The sequence below is a fragment of the Thermomonospora echinospora genome, from assembly GCF_900108175.1.
GTDB classification, from domain to species: Bacteria; Actinomycetota; Actinomycetes; order Streptosporangiales; family Streptosporangiaceae; genus Thermomonospora; species Thermomonospora echinospora.
Genome location: NZ_FNVO01000002.1, coordinates 228,855 through 246,097, shown reverse-complemented (window position 1 = coordinate 246,097; position 17,243 = coordinate 228,855). Strand labels below are relative to the sequence as shown.

General features: G+C 73.3%; 20 protein-coding genes. 11 read left to right on the top strand and 9 right to left on the bottom strand.

What is annotated here, in order from left to right; translation table 11 throughout:
- Nucleotides 1–66 precede the first annotated feature (66 nt).
- The 3 genes from C4U03_RS05295 (at nucleotide 67) to C4U03_RS05285 (ending at nucleotide 2,919) form a co-directional block, all read left to right on the top strand.
- Nucleotides 67–1,416 (top strand): cytochrome P450, encoded by a 1,350-nt coding sequence (locus tag C4U03_RS05295; protein ID WP_103936511.1) that lies wholly within the window; start codon nucleotides 67–69, stop codon nucleotides 1,414–1,416.
- Nucleotides 1,417–1,516: 100 nt separating this feature from the next.
- Nucleotides 1,517–2,320 (top strand): SDR family oxidoreductase, encoded by an 804-nt coding sequence (locus tag C4U03_RS05290; RefSeq protein WP_103936510.1) that lies wholly within the window; start codon nucleotides 1,517–1,519, stop codon nucleotides 2,318–2,320.
- A complete protein-coding gene (locus tag C4U03_RS05285) occupies nucleotides 2,320–2,919 on the top strand; it encodes a TetR/AcrR family transcriptional regulator (RefSeq protein WP_103936509.1) in 600 nt (199 codons plus the stop codon). The genes C4U03_RS05290 and C4U03_RS05285 overlap by 1 nt, the downstream gene beginning before the upstream one ends.
- Nucleotides 2,920–3,004: 85 nt before the next feature.
- On the opposite strand, the gene lhgO is transcribed toward C4U03_RS05285, so the two are convergent.
- From lhgO to hisN, 3 genes are all read right to left on the bottom strand, one after another.
- On the bottom strand, nucleotides 3,005–4,189 hold the full coding sequence (gene lhgO, locus C4U03_RS05280; RefSeq protein ID WP_407701412.1) for an L-2-hydroxyglutarate oxidase: 1,185 nt from the start codon (nucleotides 4,187–4,189) through the stop codon (nucleotides 3,005–3,007).
- A gap of 33 nt (nucleotides 4,190–4,222) precedes the next feature.
- Nucleotides 4,223–4,414: a hypothetical protein gene (locus C4U03_RS05275; protein ID WP_103936508.1), complete on the bottom strand. Its 192-nt coding sequence runs from the start codon at nucleotides 4,412–4,414 to the stop codon at nucleotides 4,223–4,225.
- Between the two features lie 127 nt (nucleotides 4,415–4,541).
- Nucleotides 4,542–5,345: a histidinol-phosphatase gene (gene hisN, locus C4U03_RS05270; protein WP_103936937.1), complete on the bottom strand. Its 804-nt coding sequence runs from the start codon at nucleotides 5,343–5,345 to the stop codon at nucleotides 4,542–4,544.
- Nucleotides 5,346–5,489: 144 nt separating this feature from the next.
- Between hisN and C4U03_RS05265 the strand changes: the two genes are divergently transcribed.
- From C4U03_RS05265 to C4U03_RS05250, 4 genes are all read left to right on the top strand, one after another.
- On the top strand, nucleotides 5,490–6,653 hold the full coding sequence (locus C4U03_RS05265; protein ID WP_103936507.1) for a thiolase family protein: 1,164 nt from the start codon (nucleotides 5,490–5,492) through the stop codon (nucleotides 6,651–6,653).
- An 18-nt stretch (nucleotides 6,654–6,671) separates the two neighbouring features.
- Nucleotides 6,672–7,112, top strand: coding sequence for a winged helix-turn-helix transcriptional regulator (locus tag C4U03_RS05260; RefSeq protein WP_103936936.1), 441 nt, complete (start codon nucleotides 6,672–6,674; stop codon nucleotides 7,110–7,112).
- 57 nt (nucleotides 7,113–7,169) lie between these two features.
- The gene (locus tag C4U03_RS05255) at nucleotides 7,170–8,042 is read left to right on the top strand and encodes a hypothetical protein (protein ID WP_146087259.1); all 873 of its coding nucleotides are present in this window, start codon (nucleotides 7,170–7,172) and stop codon (nucleotides 8,040–8,042) included.
- Between the two features lie 99 nt (nucleotides 8,043–8,141).
- The gene (locus C4U03_RS05250; protein WP_103936505.1) at nucleotides 8,142–9,035 is read left to right on the top strand and encodes a phenylalanine 4-monooxygenase; all 894 of its coding nucleotides are present in this window, start codon (nucleotides 8,142–8,144) and stop codon (nucleotides 9,033–9,035) included.
- On the opposite strand, the gene C4U03_RS05245 is transcribed toward C4U03_RS05250, so the two are convergent.
- From C4U03_RS05245 to C4U03_RS05225, 5 genes are all read right to left on the bottom strand, one after another.
- Entirely contained in the window at nucleotides 9,010–10,518 is a 1,509-nt protein-coding gene (locus C4U03_RS05245; RefSeq protein WP_103936504.1) for an FAD-binding oxidoreductase, read from the bottom strand. The genes C4U03_RS05250 and C4U03_RS05245 overlap by 26 nt on opposite strands.
- A gap of 26 nt (nucleotides 10,519–10,544) precedes the next feature.
- Complete coding sequence (gene rsgA, locus C4U03_RS05240) at nucleotides 10,545–11,540, bottom strand: ribosome small subunit-dependent GTPase A (RefSeq protein WP_235017655.1); 996 nt, start codon at nucleotides 11,538–11,540, stop codon at nucleotides 10,545–10,547.
- Nucleotides 11,537–12,814 (bottom strand): 3-phosphoshikimate 1-carboxyvinyltransferase, encoded by a 1,278-nt coding sequence (gene aroA / locus C4U03_RS05235; protein ID WP_103936503.1) that lies wholly within the window; start codon nucleotides 12,812–12,814, stop codon nucleotides 11,537–11,539. Before aroA ends, rsgA begins: the two co-directional genes overlap by 4 nt.
- Nucleotides 12,815–12,823: 9 nt before the next feature.
- Complete coding sequence (locus tag C4U03_RS05230; RefSeq protein WP_103936934.1) at nucleotides 12,824–13,024, bottom strand: zf-HC2 domain-containing protein; 201 nt, start codon at nucleotides 13,022–13,024, stop codon at nucleotides 12,824–12,826.
- Between the two features lie 67 nt (nucleotides 13,025–13,091).
- Complete coding sequence (locus tag C4U03_RS05225; RefSeq protein ID WP_103936502.1) at nucleotides 13,092–13,697, bottom strand: DoxX family membrane protein; 606 nt, start codon at nucleotides 13,695–13,697, stop codon at nucleotides 13,092–13,094.
- A gap of 104 nt (nucleotides 13,698–13,801) precedes the next feature.
- Between C4U03_RS05225 and C4U03_RS05220 the strand changes: the two genes are divergently transcribed.
- Nucleotides 13,802–14,587 (top strand): SOS response-associated peptidase, encoded by a 786-nt coding sequence (locus tag C4U03_RS05220; protein WP_103936501.1) that lies wholly within the window; start codon nucleotides 13,802–13,804, stop codon nucleotides 14,585–14,587.
- Nucleotides 14,588–14,652: 65 nt separating this feature from the next.
- Nucleotides 14,653–15,018, top strand: a complete 366-nt coding sequence (locus C4U03_RS05215) for a TraR/DksA family transcriptional regulator (RefSeq protein ID WP_103936500.1) — start codon at nucleotides 14,653–14,655, stop codon at nucleotides 15,016–15,018.
- Between the two features lie 11 nt (nucleotides 15,019–15,029).
- Here C4U03_RS05215 and C4U03_RS05210 read toward each other — a convergent pair whose 3' ends face one another.
- Entirely contained in the window at nucleotides 15,030–15,878 is an 849-nt protein-coding gene (locus tag C4U03_RS05210) for a class I SAM-dependent methyltransferase (protein WP_103936499.1), read from the bottom strand.
- 243 nt (nucleotides 15,879–16,121) lie between these two features.
- Between C4U03_RS05210 and C4U03_RS05205 the strand changes: the two genes are divergently transcribed.
- On the top strand, nucleotides 16,122–16,832 hold the full coding sequence (locus C4U03_RS05205) for a sigma-70 family RNA polymerase sigma factor (protein WP_407701406.1): 711 nt from the start codon (nucleotides 16,122–16,124) through the stop codon (nucleotides 16,830–16,832).
- Nucleotides 16,833–16,899: 67 nt separating this feature from the next.
- Entirely contained in the window at nucleotides 16,900–17,205 is a 306-nt protein-coding gene (rsrA, locus tag C4U03_RS05200) for a mycothiol system anti-sigma-R factor (RefSeq protein WP_103936497.1), read from the top strand.
- Nucleotides 17,206–17,243: the final 38 nt, after the last annotated feature.

Genomic DNA, 17,243 nt, shown 5'->3' with positions numbered 1-17,243 from the left:
CGTTTTCCGGGCGCGATACAACGAAGCTACAGAAATCGCCCTTCTGTTCCTCACTGGGGAGCCCCCATGTCCTCGATCCTCGCGCCACCGCCCCCGGGCAGCGACCTCAAGCCGGTGCTCGGCGCCCCAGGCGTCCCGCTCATCGGCAACACCATCCAGACCATGCGCGACCCGTTCACGATGGCCCGCAAGCGGTACCTGCGGTTCGGCCCCGTCACCTGGGGATGGCTGCTGGGACAGCGCACGGTGACCGTGCAGGGGCCGGAGGCGGCCGAGACCGTCCTGGTCAACAAGGACAAGGCGTTCGCCAACGGGCCCGCCTGGACCTACTACATCGGCCCGTTCTTCACCCGCGGCATCATGCTGCTGGACTTCGAGGAGCACCTGCACCACCGGCGCATCATGCAGCAGGCGTTCACCAAGCCCAAGCTGCGCACCTACCTGGAGACGATGGCGCCGGGCATCGAGCGGGGCGTCGGGGCGTGGCGCCCCGGCACCGGCTTCACGTTCTACGACCACATCAAGCAGCTCACCCTCGACCTGGCCACCGACGTCTTCATGGGCGTCGAGTTGGACCCGCGCGAGGCCGACCGGATCAACGGCGCCTTCATCGACGCCGTCCGCGCCGGCACCGCCTACGTCCGCTTCCCGGTGCCCGGCCTGCGCTGGCACCGGGGGCTGCGGGCCCGCAAGGTGCTGGAGGAGTTCTTCCGCCGCCACCTGCCGGCCAAGCGGCGCGACGGCGGCGACGACCTGTTCGCGGCGCTGTGCCAGGCCGAGACCGACGACGGGCACCGCTTCACCGACGACGACGTGGTCAACCACATGATCTTCGCGCTGATGGCGGCGCACGACACCTCCACCATCACCATGACCACCATGGCCTACTACCTGGCCAGGCACCCCGAGTGGCAGGAGCGGGTGCGCGAGGAGTCGCGGGCGCTGGGCAAGGCGGTGCCGGAGTTCGACGACCTCGACAGGCTGGTCTCGCTCGATCTGGTGATGAAGGAGGCCATGCGGCTGGTCTCGCCGGTGCCCGCGCTGCCCCGCCGGACCGTCAAGGACACCTCCGTCCTCGGCTACCACATCCCCAAGGGCACGACCGTGGTGGTGCCGACCCTCACCAACCACCACATGCCGGAGGTTTGGAAGGACCCCGAGCGGTTCGACCCGGAACGGTTCGCCGAGGGCCGCCGCGAGGACAAGTCGCACAAGTACGCCTGGGCGCCGTTCGGCGGCGGGGCGCACAAGTGCATCGGCCTGCACTTCGCCGGGCTGCAGATCAAGTCCGTCTTCCACCAGGTGCTGTTGAACTTCCGCTGGAGCGTCCCGGACGGCTACCAGTGGCCGCTGGACACCACCTCACTGCCGTCCCCCAAGGACGGCCTGCCCGTCCGGCTGGAACGCCTGACATGAGCCGGAGCGGCCCGGCACGGGCCGGAGTGAGGCACCCGCGGACCGGGGAACGACAAGGGAGCCGGCCGCCAAGCGCTCCGAAGACGACGGGAGAACACGCATGAGCAAGGTCATCGCCATCACCGGAGGCGCCCGCGGCATCGGCCTGGCCACCGCCCGGGCACTGGCCGCCAGGGGCGCCCGGGTGGCCGTGGGCGACATCGACGAGACCGCCGTCAAGGAGGCCGGTGAGCGGATCGGCGCCCTCGCGCTGCGGGTGGACGTGACCGACCGCGCGTCGTTCGCCGCGTTCCTGGACGCTGTGGAACGCGAGCTGGGGCCGCTGGACGTGCTGGTCAACAACGCCGGCATCATGCCGATCGGCCCGGTCACCGGGGAGAGCGACGCCGACGCCCGCCGCTGCCTGGACGTCAACGTGCACGGGGTGATGACCGGCACCAAGCTGGCGCTGGAGCGGATGCTGCCGCGCGGCGCCGGCCAGATCGTCAACATCGCCTCGGTGGCCGGGGTACTGCCCACCCCGGGCCTGGCCCTCTACAACGCCAGCAAGGCCGCGGTCGTCGCGTTCACCGAGGCCACCCGGCTGGAGGTGCGGGACCGGGGGGTCAGGGTCGGGGCGGTGCTGCCCAGCTTCACCAACACCGAGCTGATCGCCGGCACCCGCAGCCCCAGAGGGCAGCGCAACTGTGAGCCGGAGGACATCGCCGCCGCCGTGCTCTCGATGATCGCCAAGCCCAGGCCACAGGTCGTCGTGCCCGGCCGGCTCGGTGCCCAGATCCGCCTCATGGGGCTCATCCCGGACGGGGTCAAGCGCGCCATGGCCCGCCGGTACGGGCTGGACACGCTCTTCCTGGACTTCGACCGCACGGCCCGCCAGGGCTACGACGCCCGTATCCGCGGCTGATGGAGGGGCTGCTGAGCCGCCGGGCCGGGCCCGAGCACGACGCGCTGGACGTGCGGATCCTGGACGCCGCGCTGGCGGAGTTCGAGACCTACGGGCTGCGCCGGGTCAGCGTGGAGGACGTGGCCCGTCGGGCCCGGGTGGCGCGCACCACCATCTACCGGCGGTTCAGCAACAAGGAGCAACTGCTGCAGGCGGTGATCCTGCGGGAGTGCCGGCGGTTCCTGTCGGGGATCGCCGCCGCCACCGAGGGACTGCCGGCGCGGGAGGCGCTGGTCGAGGGGTTCGTGGCCGGGCTGCGGGAGGCCCGGTCCAACCCACTGCTGACCCGGGTCGTACAGAGCGAGCCGGAGGCGTTCCTGCCCCAGCTCAGCATGAACGGCGGCGCGGTCATGCTGGCCGCCCGCGACATCCTGGCCGAACGGCTGGGACGCGACCGTCCCCAGGGCGGGGAGGACCTGGCGGCGGTCTGCGAGATCCTGCTGCGGGTGGCGCTGTCGCTGCTGCTGGTCCCCGGCGGCGGCCTGGCGGTGAACGACGACGAGGCCGCCCGCGCCCTGGCCCGCCGCCATCTGATCCGGCTGCTGCCGCCCGCGGACTGACCGCCGCCGCAGCCCACCACCGCGCCGGCTGGACGTCCACCGGGTGTCGCGCCGGCTGGGCGTCCACCGGGTGCGGGCGTCCGGCTCAGACCTCCAGCACCTGTGCCGCGACGTGCTCGGCGATCGCCAGCGAGGAGGTGGCGGCGGGGGACGGCGCGTTGCGGACGGTGACGACCGGTCCGCGGCGGCCGATGCGGAAGTCGTCGACCAGCGAGCCGTCCGGGTCGACCGCCTGAGCCCGTACCCCGGCCGGTGCCGGCACCAGGTCGGCGGCGGCCAGTTCCGGGACGAACGAGCGGGCCTCGGCGGCGAAGGCGTGCTTGAACGCCGACCCGTACATCTCCCGGAGCCCGGTCCGCCAGTGCCGCCGCGCCAGCCGGCGGAACCCGGGCCAGCGCAGCGTCTCCCACAGGTCGGCGGGGCGCAGGTCACGGCGCCGGTAGCCCTCCCGGGCCAGCGCCGGCACGGCGTTGGGTCCCACGTCCACGCCGCCGTCCACGCGCCGCGTGAAGTGCACGCCCAGGAACGGATAGCGGGGGTCGGGCACCGGATAGATCAGGCCCCGCACCAGGTCGGTGCGCGAGGGCACCAGCCGGTAGTACTCGCCGCGGAACGGCACGATCGCCGGGGCGGGGGAGTCGCCCGCCAGCCTCGCCACCCGGTCGGACTGCAGGCCCGCGCAGACGACGAGCCGGTCGAAGACCAGTTCCTCGTTGACCACCACCTCGCCACCCATGGCCCGGATGCGGGTCACCTCGAAACCGAGCCGCACGGTGCCGCCCGCCTTGGTCACGTCCTCGGCGAAGGCCCGCGTCACGGCGGGGAAGTCCACGATCGCGGTGTACGGGGAGCGCAGCGCGGCGACCCCCGAGGCGTGCGGCTCCACCTCGTGCAGCCCGGCGGCGTCCAGCCACCGCAGGCCGGGCACGCCGTTCTCGGTGGCCCGGCGTTCGATCTCACGCAGCCGGGGTACCTCGCCCTGGTCGCGGGCGACCACCACCTTGCCGCACTCGACGTACGGCAGGCCGCGCTCGGCGCAGTACTCCTTGAGCATCCCGATCCCGCGCCGGCACAGCGTCGCCTTGAGGGAGCCGGGCGCGTAGTACAGCCCGGCGTGCGCGACGCCGCTGTTGTGCCCGGTCTGGTGCGCGGCGACCCGCCCCTCCTTGTCTAGGACGGTCACCTCCGCCCCGGCCGCGGCCAGGCGCCGCGCCGTCGCGAGCCCGAGTATCCCGGCGCCCACCACCCCGATATGAGTCACGGGGCCGATCCTCGCACAGGCCCGTTCCGGGGCCGGCGGAGGTCAGGCTCCCAGGCGCTTACGGCCCTGGGCGCGTACCCGCCGCCGCTGCGAGGGGTCCAGCAGCAGGTAGGCCGCCACTGGCACCGCGATGACGCCCAGCACAACCAGGGTGAGGATCCAGCCCGGGATGAGCCAGAGGGCGATCAGCCCGAGGGCGACCCCTCCGAGGACGACTTTGGTCTTCGAGGACATCCGACCACCTCCGAGGTCACTTACCCGGAAAACGGCCGTGCCCGGTCTGTGGTTCCGTATCCGGCCGCACAACCACGATATGTCGTGTCCGCGGCCTGGGCCAGGTGCGCCGGACGCGCTAGACGTGCTAGACGTGCACCGAGACCGGGCCGCCGCCCAGTGCCTGCAGCACCTCGGCGTGCAGCAGGCCGTTGGTGCACACCACGCTGCCGCCGTCCGGGCCGGGCGCCCCGGACAGGTCGGTGAACACGCCGCCGGCCTCCTCGACGATGACCTGCAGTGCGGCCAGGTCCCACAGCGAGACCTCCGGCTCGGCGGAGATGTCCACCGCACCCTCGGCCACCATCATGTGCGACCAGAAGTCCCCGTACGCCCGGGTCCGCCACACCGAGCGGGTCAGGTCCAGGAAGCCGTCCAGGCGGCCTCGCTCCTCCCAGCCGCTGAGGCTGGAGAACGACAGGGAGGCGTCGGCCAGCTTGGCCACCGACGACACCTGCAGCCGGGTGGCCTGCGACAGGCTGCGGCCCGTCCAGGCGCCGCCGCCGCGCGCCGCCCACCAGCGGCGGTTGAGCGCCGGGGCGGACACCAGACCGACCACGACCTCGTCACGCTCCATCAACGCGATGAGCGTGGCCCACACCGGGACGCCGCGCACGAAGTTCTTGGTGCCGTCGACGGGGTCGATGATCCAGCAGCGCGCCCCGTGCCCGCTGCGGCCGTACTCCTCGCCGAGCACGGCGTCGCGCGGCCGGGCCCGCTTGAGCGTGCCGCGTACCTGTTCCTCGACCGACCGGTCGGCGTCGCTGACCGGGGTGAGGTCGGGTTTGGTGTCGATCCGCAGGTCCAGCGCCCGGAATCGCCTGGTCGTGATGTCGTCGGCCGCGTCCGCCAGCACGTGCGCCAGACGCAGGTCATCGGAATAGCCCGCCACGGCATGCCACGCTACCGTGATCACGGCTCGCACCGGCACGGTCACACCCTCGTGTGATCAGACCTTGACTCGATCCCGGCAGTGGGTTGCTTTTTCCAACCTACTGGGCGACCCTGAGTTGGAAAACACAACTGAGGAGGTTCCATGCGGGACGCGGTGATCGTGGAAGCGGTGCGCACCCCCATCGGCAAGGGCCGCCCCGGCGGGGCGCTGCACGCCGAGCACCCGGCCGACCTGCTGGCGCGCACCCTGGCGGCACTGGTCGAACGGGCCGGGATCGACCCGGTCCAGGTGGACGACGTGATCGGCGGCACCGTCACCCAGGTGGGCGACCAGGCGTGCAACATCACCCGCGCGGCCGTCCTGGCGGCGGGATTCCCCGAGAGCGTGCCCGCCACCACCGTCGACCGCCAGTGCGGGTCGTCCCAGCAGGCCGCGCACTTCGCGGCACAGGGCGTGCTCAGCGGCGCCTACGACATCGCCATCGCCTGCGGCGTGGAGTCGATGTCCCGGGTCCCCATGGGCTCGGCCGTGCTGCCGGGCTCCGACCCGTTCGGCCCGCGGATGGCCGCCCGCTACCCCGAGGGGCTGGTCTCACAGGGCATCAGCGCCGAGCTGATCGCGGCGCGCTGGAAGATCTCCCGGCAGGAGCTGGACGCCTTCTCCCTGGAGTCGCACCGGCGGGCGGCGGCGGCCTGGGAGCGCGGCGAGTTCGACCGCGAACTGGCCTGGACGGGGTGGCGCGACCAGAGCGTCCGTCCGGACACCTCGATGGCGGCGCTGGCCGGGCTGCGGCCCGCCTACCACCGCCCGGACCTGGCCGAGCGCTTCCCGGAGATCGGCTGGAACGTCACCGCCGGCAACGCCTCGCCGATCAACGACGGCGCGGCGGCCCTGCTGATCATGGGCTCGGACGTGGCCGCCCGGCTGGGACTGCGCCCGCGGGCCCGGTTCCGGTCGTTCGCGGTGGCCGGGGACGACCCGCTGCTGATGCTCACCGCGATCGTCCCGGCCACCGCGAAGGTGCTGGCCCGGTCCGGGCTGGCGCCGGCGGACATCGACCTGTTCGAAGTCAACGAGGCGTTCGCCTCGGTGGTGCTGGCCTGGCAGCACGAGACCGGGGCCGACCTGGACCGGGTCAACGTGCGCGGCGGCGCCATCGCCCTGGGCCACCCGCTCGGCACCAGCGGCGCCCGCCTCATGACCACCCTGCTGCACGCGATGGAGGACCGGGGCGCCCGGCTCGGCCTGCAGACCATGTGCGAGGCGGGCGGGCTGGCCAACGCCACCATCCTCGAACTGCTCTAGCCCGCCTAAAGTGTGGTCATGCCCAAGGACGTGCAACCACGCCCGTGCTCCATCGCCGACACCCTGGAGGTGGTGGGAGAACGCTGGTCGCTGCTGGCCGTCCGCGAACTGTTTCACGGCGTGCACCGTTTCGACGGCATCGCCCGCAACACCGGGGCCTCACGCGACATCCTGGCCGCGCGCCTGCGCAAGCTGGAGGCGGCGGGCGTCATCCGGCGGAAGCTGTACTCCGAGCACCCGCCGCGCTACGAGTACCACCTCACCCAGGCCGGCCGGGAGCTCGGCGACGTGCTGCTCGCGCTGGCCAAGTGGGGGGACCGGCACCTCAACGCCGACGATCCGCCGGTGCGCTGGCACCACTCGTGCGGGGAACTGCTGGATCCCGTCGTGGTCTGCGCCACCTGCGGACGCCCGGCGCGGGAGGGCGCGCACTCGCCGGTCGGCCGCGGCGCGCGGTGACCGCCGGCCCGGACGTCGCGGCCCCGGTACGGCACGGGAAGTGGGAGCATGAGGCGCATGCCGCATGACCTCCCCGCTTGGGTGGCGGAGCTGACCGACCCGCGCCGCGCCCGGACCCTCGACGAGCTGGCCGACCGGCTGGTGCCGCTGGCCGAGCACGCCATCGACGTGTCCCGCCGGTTGCAGGGGCTGCTGAACGAGCTGAACGAGCCGTTCCAGCGGGAGGCTCTGCACGAGCGGGTGGAGCGCCTCAAGGCGCGCACCGGCGAGGCGTTCGGCGAGGTCTCCGAGGAGATCGCCGCCTCCGGCCGGGAGCGGGTGGCGCGGATCCACGCCGCCTGCGAGGAGCGCGCCGCCGGGCCGGTCGCCCAGCAGGCCGCCCGCCGGGCCGCCGAGCTGCGCGACCGGCTGGAGGAGGAGGTCGGCCCGCTGATCGTCCGGCAGCAGCGGGCGGCGGCCGGGCAGGTCAGACAGCGGGCGGGGACGGCGCTGGACGAGGCCGTCCGGCAGCTGCTGGGCCGGGTCGAGGAGCTGGCCGAGGCGGTCACCGACCTGATCCACGAGGTGCTGCCGCTGGCCCGGGAGGGGCTGGAACTGGCCGGACGGATCTCCGGGCTGTCCGGGCGGGCGCGCTCGGCCGGGCACGGCCCGATCCCCGCCGAGCTGGCCGCCGAGGCGGCCGAGACCGCCGCCGCCTTCGACGAGGCGGTCGGACGGCTGGAGCTGGAGTGGTCGGCCCTGGGCGCCCGCGGCGCGACCGTCCGGGCGGCGCTGCGGGCGGCCGAGGAGACCGCCTTCAGCCAGATCACCGCCGAGATGACTCGCTGCGTGGCGGAGCTGGCCCCCGGCCACGCCCGTGCGCTGGGCGAGGCCGAGGCCCGGGCGATGACCTTGCTCGGGGAGCTGACCGGCGGATCCTCCTCCGCCTGAGCGCACGCCCGGACCGGGCGAACGGGACGCGCTTGCCATTGTGGGGGCGAACCTGGTCTTCTCGGAAGCGTCCCCATCGCTTCGACGAGGAGGCGACACATGATGGAGGAAGCGCAGTACTTCGCGCCCGTCAACCAGGACGAGCACGGTGAGGTCACCGTGGAACTGGCCAAAAGCCACCCTGGTTTCGCGGACCCCGTCTATCGCAGCAGGCGCAACGCCCTCGCGCGGCTGGCGCTGGACCACCGGCGTGGCGACCCCATTCCGGTGGCCGAGTACACCGCCGAGGAGCACGAGGTCTGGCGCCTGGTCAGCAGGGAGCTGGCGGCCAAGCACGAACGGTACGCGATACGGGAGTTCCTGGAGGCCAAGGAGAGGCTGGGACTGCCCCGAGACCGGATCCCCCAGTTGCAGGAGATCTCCGAGATGCTCCAGCCGCTGACCGGGTTCCGCTACCTGCCGGCCGCCGGGCTGGTGCCGCTCAGGGAGTTCTACGGCTCGCTGGCCGACTCCTACTTCCACTCCACCCAGTACATCCGGCACCACTCCGTCCCGTTCTACACACCGGAACCGGACGTGATCCACGAGGTCATCGGGCACGGCAACACTCTGGCCTCGGACCGGTTCGCCGCGCTGTACCGGGCTGCGGGCCGGGCGGCCCGCCGGGTAGAGAGCCAGGAGGCGCTGGAGTTCGTCTCCAAGGTCTTCTGGTTCACCCTGGAGTTCGGCGTCATGGCCGAGGGCAGCGAGCTGAGGGCGTACGGCGCCGGGATCCTGTCGTCCTACGGGGAGATCGAGGAGTTCCGGAGCATGAACATCCGGCCGCTCGACCTCGCCACCATGGGAACCACCCAGTACGACATCACCAAGTACCAGGACGTGCTGTTCCGCGCCGAATCGATGGACCACCTCGAGGACGTGGCGGGCGCGTTCTGGGAGGAGTGCGACGACGACTCCATCGACCGGCTCAGCCGATCGACTGTGGGAAGGTGAACAGCCCGTCCGGGTCGTAGGCGTTCTTGACCCGGACGAGGCGTTCGTAGTTGCCCCCGTAATAGGCGCGCTGCCAGCCGCGCAACTCCGGGTCGACGTAGTTGACGTACGCGGCGCCACCGAGATGACGCTCCATGGCGCCGTGTACGTCGCGCAGCCACCCCCGGTCGCCGGTGCCGGCGAGGTACTGCACCGTGAACAGCGCGTTCCGGTGCGGGAAGGCGGTGTCGCCGGGCCGGACGCGCCCCACCGCGCCGCCCAGCGCGTCCAGCAGCACGCTGCGGCCGGCCACGCCGTTGCCCCCGGTGAACCGGCCGGTCAGCGCCTCGATGGCGGAGCCGGTCAGCGGCCGGGTCGCCACATGCGACTTGGCGGTGTACTCGGTGCGCGGATACCGCCCGTCGGGGCGGCCGCCGGGCAGCGTGCCCGCCCGATGGCACGCGGCGATCCCGCCGTCCGCGCAGCCGCCCACCCGCCGCATGGCCTCCAGATAGGAGTGGGTGTCCACGCTGCGGAAGGCCGGGTCGGCGCCCACCGCGGCGGTGAGCCGGTCCAGATGCGCGTCCGGGTCGCCGAACGCCGCCCCGGTCACGTCGACGGTGGGCGTCCCGGCGGACGGATCGGTGTTGATCTGCAGACCCGACCACAGCTCGTCGGGCGCGTACGGCGCCCACGACTGCCAGCCGCCGACCACCTGCGCCGCCCGCGGCCAGGGCCAGCGCAGCGAGAACAGGGTGACCTCGGCGGCCGGATGGGTGCGGAAGACGAACTGCACCGCGACGCCGAAGTTGCCGCCGCCGCCACCCCGGCACGCCCAGTACAGGTCGGCGTCGCGCCGGGCGTCGCAGTCGCGCACCCTGCCGTCGGCGGTCACCACCCGGACGGCCTCCAGCACGTCGCAGGTCAGGCCGTGGCGGCGGGAGACCACCCCGATGCCGCCGCCCAGCGCCAGCCCGGCGATGCCCACCGTGGGGCACGTTCCCGCCGGTACCGCCACGCCCCGGTCGGTCAGCCCCTTGTACACATCGATGAGCCGGGCCCCGGCGCCCACCGTGGCCCGCCCGCCCCCGGCCTGCACCGCGTTCATCGGGGACACGTCGATGACCAGGCCGCCGCCGGTGGACCAGCCGGCGTAGTTGTGCCCGCCGCAGCGCACCGCGACGGACAGCCGCTGCCGCCGGGCGAAGGCGACGCACTCGCTCACGTCCTCCGGCCCGGCGCAGTAGGCGACCCCGGCGGGCCGGACGCGGTCGAAGCGGGGGATGTAGAGCTTGCGGGCCTCGTCGTAGGCGTCGTCACCCGGCCGCACCAGCCGGCCCGCCAGCCCCCTGCCGAGCGCCTCCCAGTCGGCCGGGCCGGTGGGAGTGACGGCCCCGCCCGTCGCTTCGACCGTCGGTGAGGGGACGGAGGCGGGGGACTCGTCGGTGCAGCCGGCGGCCAGGCCCGCCAGCCCGGCCACGGTGAGGAAACGGCGCCGTTCCATGTGCGGTCGATCCCTTCCCAGGGGCGTCAGTCGGGCTCGGTGCCCTCCCGGCTGGCCAGCAGCCGGCGCAGCGAGTCCAACCGGGCTTGGTCGGCGTGCCCTTCGGCGACCCAGCCGTCCAGCGCGCAGTCGGGTTGCAGGTGGTTGCAGTGGGACGGGCAGTGCTCGGCGCCCTCGGCCAGGTCGGGGAAGGACGCCACCACCTTCGACGGCTCGACGTGGGCCAGCCCGAAGCTGCGCACCCCCGGGGTGTCGATGATCCAGCCGCCCTCCGGCAGCTCGAACGCGATCGCCGAGGAGGAGGTGTGCCGCCCCCGGCCGGTCACCACGTTGACATGGCTGACCGCCCGCCGCGCCTCCGGGACCAGCGCGTTGACCAGCGTCGACTTGCCCACCCCGGAGTGCCCCACCAGCACGCTGACCCGGTCGCCCAGCCGGCCGCGCAGCTCGCCCAGCTCGGCGGCGTGATGCGTCACCACGTACGGCACGCCCAGCGGCGCGTAGCTGCCCACCAGCTCGTCGGGGGAGGCCAGGTCGGACTTGGTCAGGCACAGCAGCGGGTCCAGCCCGGCGTCGTAGGCCGCCACCAGGCAGCGGTCGATCATCCGGGGCCGGGGCTCCGGATCGGCCAGCGCGGTCACGATCACCAGTTGGTCGGCGTTGGCCACGATGATCCGCTCGAACGGGTCGGTGTCGTCGGCGGTGCGGCGCAGCGCCGAGCGGCGCGGCTCCACCCGCACGATCCGGGCCAGCGCGTCGGGCTCCCCGGACACGTCCCCGACCAGCGCCACCCGGTCGCCCACCACCACGCCCTTGCGGCCCAGCTCACGGGCGCGCATCGCGGTCACCACCCGCTCGTCCACCAGGCAGCGGTAACGGCCCCGGTCGACCGCCGTCACGAAACCGGTGACCGCGTCCTCGTGCGCGGGCCGGCGGCGGGTGCGCGGGCGTGAGCCGCGGCGCCCGGGCCGGACCCGGACGTCGTCCTCGTCGAAGTCCCTCAGTCGGCGTGGCAGCGTCAAACCCCCAGCATGCGGGTCCACAGATCGGTGAAGTCGGGCAGGGTCTTGCCCACCGTGGCGACGTTCTCCACCTCGACCCCCTCGACGGCCAGGCCCAGCACGGCCGCGGCCATCACCATCCGGTGGTCGTCGTAGGTGTGGAACAGCCCGCCGTGCAGCGGGCGCGGCCGGATCTCCAGCCCGTCCGGCAGCTCCCGGGCGTCCCCGCCCAGCGCGTTGATCTCCCGTGCCAGGGCCGCCAGCCGGTCGGTCTCGTGCCCGCGCAGATGGGCGATGCCGGTGAGCCGGGACGGGGAGCCGGCCAGCGCCGCCAGCGCCGCGATCACCGGGGTCAGCTCCCCGACATCGCGCAGGTCGGCGTCCAGGCCGTGCAGCGTCCCGCTGCCTTGCACGGTCAGCCCGTCCGGGCCGGCGGACACCTGCCCGCCCATCGCGGCCAGCAGCCCGCGCAGCGCGTCACCCGGCTGGGTGGTGTCGGCCGGCCAGCCCGGGACGGTCACCCGCCCCCCGGTGACCAGCGCCGCCCCCAGGAACTGCGCGGCGTTGGACAGGTCCGGCTCGATCACCGACTCGCCGCCGCGCAGTGCGCCCGGGGCGACCCGCCACAGGTCGCCGGCGGTCTCCACGGCCGCTCCCGCGTCCCGCAGCATCTGCACGGTCATCGCCAGGTGCGGGGCGGACGGAACGGGCGGGCCCTCGTGCCGCACCTCCACGCCCTTGGCGAACCGGGGCGCCGCCAGCAGCAGCCCGGACACCAGCTGAGAGGAGCCGGACGCGTCGATGGTGACGGCGCCGCCGGCCAGCGCTCCCCGGCCGTGCACGGTGAACGGCAGGCAGCCCCGGCCGCCGTCGTCGATCTCGGCGCCCAGGGCGCGCAGCGCGTCGATGATCGGGCGCATCGGGCGTTCCCGGGCGCGCGGATCGCCGTCGATGGTCACCCGGCCGTCGGCCAGCGCGGCCACCGGGGGCAGGAACCGCATCACCGTGCCCGCCAGCCCCACGTCCACCCGGACCGGCGCGGCCAGCGGGGCGCGCTCACCCGGAGCGATCAGCCAGTCGTCGCCCTCCTCCGCGACTCGGACGCCGAGGTCGCGCAGCGCCTGCGCCATCAGCAGGGTGTCGCGGCTGCGCAGCGGGCGGACGACGCGCGTCGGCTCGTCCGCCAGCGCGGCCAGGATCAGGGCCCGGTTGGTCATCGACTTGGAGCCGGGCAGCGCGACCGTCGCGTCGACCGGGCCGGAGGCCATGGGCGCGGACCAGTTCTGGGTGGGCATGACGCAAGGTTAGCGACCGGGGCCGGTCCGCTCGTCCCGGACGTCCCGCAGGGCGTCCGCCACGCCCGCCAGCCCCGCAAGCTCGGCCCGGCAGGCGGCGCACCCGGCCAGGTGCGCCTCGAACGCCCGGCGGTCGTCCTCTTCGAGCAGGCCGAGCGCGTAGGCGCCGACATCGGTGTGGACATCGGTGTGCTCGTCCTGCTCGTCCATGCCGGCCCCCTCTCCCCGCCGCCGGTGGTCGATCACGATACGGCGGGCGGCCGCACCCGGCCAACGATCAACGCCGCACCTTGCGGACGGCCTCCCGCCGCGCCTGGCGGACCTGGCGGGCGGCCTCCCTGCGGGCCTGGCCCACCTGGTGGGCGGCCTCACGGCGGGTGTGCCGGAGCTCGGACTTGGCCTGCTTGCGCAGTGCCTTGGACTGGACGGCGGCCACGGTCCGGGCGTCGTGCGCCTGCCGCCGCAGCGCCGCCAGCCGCTGCCCGCGGCGGGGCTCGGTGGCCACCATGAGCAGCGCGCCCAGCAGCCCGCCCTTCAGCAGCAGCAGGGAACGCTGGGTCTCGCGCCGCTCCGGGTCGTCCTCGGTCCAGTACTGGTGCTCGGTCAGCACCGCGGGCACCAGCGAGGCCGCCAGCAGCAGCGTGGACAGCCGCTTGAACTTGCCCAGCGCCAGCAGCGTCCCGGCGCCGACGCCGATCGCGCCCTGGATCCGCACCAGCGTCTCGGGGTCCTTGCTGGGCAGCCAGTCCAGCCGGTCGGCGATCGACTTGAGGGAGGGGGCCATCTGCTCGGCGCGCGGTCGGGGGTCGCGCAGCGTCTCCAGCCCGGAGACGATGAAGTGGGTGGCCACGAGTGGTCTGGCCACGATTCTGATCGGTTGCATGCCGCCTACATGCCCACCATGACGCCGATCTCACGCGTGCCTGTTTACGGTCGTGCCTCTCCGGTCCGCGGGTCTGTGTCATAGGGGCGGGGCAGGATGAGGGCATGTGCGGTAGATATGCCACGACCCGGGCCCGGCAGGAGCTGATCGAGGAGTTCCAGGTCCAGTTGGACGCCACCGGGGACGAACTCAGGCCCGACTACAACGTCGCGCCCACCAGGATGGTGCCCGCGGTGCTGACCCGGCCGCCGCAGGACGGGGCGGAGACCGCCGAGGCCGCCGTCCCGGCCGGGGACGAGCCGGTCCGGCAGTTGCGGGCGCTGCGGTGGGGGCTGGTGCCGTCCTGGGCCAAGGACGTCAAGATCGGCAATCGGATGATCAACGCCCGGGCCGAGACGGTGCACGAGAAGCCCTCCTACCGCCGGGCCTTCGCCAAGCGCCGCTGCCTGCTGCCCGCCGACGGCTTCTACGAGTGGTACACCTCCGAGCGGGAGGGACAGAAGCCGGTTAAGCAGCCGTTCTTCATCCGGCCGCGGGACGGCGCGGTGATGGCGATGGCCGGACTGTACGAGCTGTGGCACTCGCCGCAGGACGAGTGGCTGTGGACGTGCACGGTGATCACCACCCAGGCGACCGACGACGTGGGGCGCATCCACGACCGGATGCCCATGGTGGTGCCGCCCGGCAACTGGGACGCCTGGCTGGACCCGGGCCTGACGGCCGTCGAGGAGGTGCGCGGCCTGCTGGTGCCCGCGATGAGCGGGACGATGGAGGCCTATCCGGTGTCCAAGGCCGTGAACAACGTCAAAAACAACGGCCCGGAACTCTTGCAGCCCCTGGCGGATGGGCATATTCCGGGTGAACACTCCGGTTCCGGCACCCTGTTCTGACGGCCGTCGCCCGTAGCGGCCGCCGCCGCGGGGTGCTGCCGGGCACGGCTACGGGGGGCTGATCGATGGGAGTTCGGACCACCGTGGACACCGCCGTCGCGCACCACCGCCTCGAAGCGATGCTCGTCGATCTGGATCGCTCCATCGCACTGCTGAAGGGCGAGAACCCCGGGCCCGGTGAGCCCGGGTTCGACAAGCACCCGGCCGACGCGGGCGCCGACCTGTCGGACGCCGACCGGGTCGAGGCGGTCCTGGAGGCCCTGCGGCGGCAGCGCAACGCCGTGCTGGCGGCCCTGCAGCGGGTCGCCGCCGGCACCTACGGCCGCTGCGTGACCTGCGGCAAGCCGGTCGCCGAGGGCCGGCTGGAGGCCCGCCCTGAGGCCGCCCGCTGCGTCGCCTGCCAGGCCAGGTACGACCGCGCCCGCCGCTGAGCGGGGGCGGGTCAGCGGCGGGTCGCGCTGGCCAGCAGATGGATGCCCACGGACTCGTCGGTGACCAGGGCGGTCAGCTCGGTGCGCACCAGCCGGCCCAGCGCGTGCGCGTCCGCGGTCAGGACGTGCTCGACGGTGGACGGCGACAGCACGGTGCGCGGCCGGATCCACTCCACCTCGAAGCCCGCCTCGGTCAGCAGCTCGCGCAGCTGGTCCGACCAGAAGCAGCGGGTGATCGTGCCGTCCGGCCAGGGCACCAGCAGCACCTCGGCGCGCGGCACGTCCGACAGGTGCGCCCAGAAGTTCTGCTCGGCCAGGATGGCCATGCCGAGCATCAGCGAGTCCACGCTGAGCAGCATCCGGCCCCCGGGGCGCAGCACCCGGGCGAGCTCCCCGATGATCGTCTCGGTCACCAGATGACGCGACAGCACCCGATCCTCGGCGATCACCGCGTCCACCGACCCGTCGGCCAGGAAGCCCAGCGACGCCACATCGGCGACCACCCGGTGCCTGCGGCCCGCCGTGCCTTGGGCGCGGCCGCGGGCGGATCGCGCCGCCTCCCGCCCGTCCGGCGGGCCGGACGGCGCCCGGGGGTCTGGGTGCGGGGCCTCGGCGGCCGGCGGTGCGGCGAGCACCTCGACCACCGTGTGGCCCGCCGCCGCGGCCCGCGCGGCCGTGAGGGTGCGCCCGCCGGAGATGTCCAGTACCCGCGACGGCTGTTCGGGCAGCCAGCGCTGTAGCTGGGCGGCGGCCACGGCCCAGTAGAAGGTCCAGTAGAGCCCGAGGTCGTCGCCATCGCCCGGATCGTCGCGCAGGCTGCTGATCGAGCGCTCGGGGGGCGTGGCCGGCAGCGGCAGCAAGGTTGCTCCTGTTCTCGCCATATAGGTGACTTGTTCCCCCTCGATGCCCGGCATCACCCTCCGTGCAGATCGCGATGAATCGCGGGGGCCTACCCGCCGTCCTCGCGCTCGTCCGTGTCGCCCGGTCAGGGAATGGTACGGCCCCCCGGCGTGTTGCACACGCTTGCAACCGTCTGCAACGCCGTGTGGCGGGGGGATCTCCCCCGGTCGAGGACGGGAGATTGGACTCAAGAGGTGGCGTCGATGCCCAGTGCCGTTGCCGAACCCGCGGGGGTCGCTGTCGTACCACGCCAGCGCGGCCCTATATCTTCTGAGGCGTACGGCGGCGAGGGCGTCGCCGGCACCGAGGGGGTGGGTCAGGTCCCGGGCACCACGGAGAGTGTGGAGCAGCGTCAGGAGCGTTTCCAGCGCGACGTGCTCCCGTTCTTGGACCAGCTCTACTCGGCCGCGCTGCGCATGACGCGCAACCCGGCCGACGCGGAGGATCTCGTACAGGAGACCTTCGCCAGGGCCTTCGCGTCCTTCCACCAGTTCAAGGAAGGCACGAACCTCAAGGCGTGGCTGTACCGGATCCTGACGAACACCTTCATCAACAGCTACCGCAAGAAGCAGCGGCAGCCGCAGCAGTCGGCGACCGAGGAGATCGAGGACTGGCAGCTGGCCAGGGCCGAGTCGCACACCTCCAGCGGGCTGAAGTCGGCCGAGGCCGAGGCGCTGGAGCACCTGCCGGACTCCGACGTCAAGACCGCGCTGCAGGAGCTGCCGGAGGAGTTCCGCATCGCGGTGTACCTCGCCGACGTCGAGGGCTTCCCCTACAAGGAGATCGCCGAGATCATGGGCACCCCGATCGGTACCGTGATGTCACGGCTGCACCGCGGACGGCGACAGCTCCGATCCATGTTGGAGGACTACGCCCGCGAGCGCGGCCTTACCCGTACCGGGGACGGGTCGTGAGCGGCGGACGGGCGCGCGGCGGCGCGCACGGCACGACGGGCCTTCGGCATGACGAGGTGAGTGAGCGATGAGCTGCGGAAAACCCCACGAGACTCCGTGCACCGAGGTGCTGGCCCGCGTCTATTCGTACCTCGACGGGGAACTGGACGACAGCAACTGCGACAAGGTGCGCGAGCACCTCGACGAGTGCGGCCCCTGCCTGCGCGAGTACGGCCTGGAGGAGGCGGTCAAGAGGCTGGTGGGCAAGTCGTGCGGGTGCGAGCCGGCGCCCGAGGAACTGCGCAGCAAGGTGATGGGCCGCATCGAGCGGCTGTGCGCCGAGGCCGGCGGCCCGCAGGCGTCCGCCGAGGCCCTCGACACCGAGCCCGCCTGACGCCCCCGGCCGGCCCCGTTCGCCGGGTGCCTCCCAGA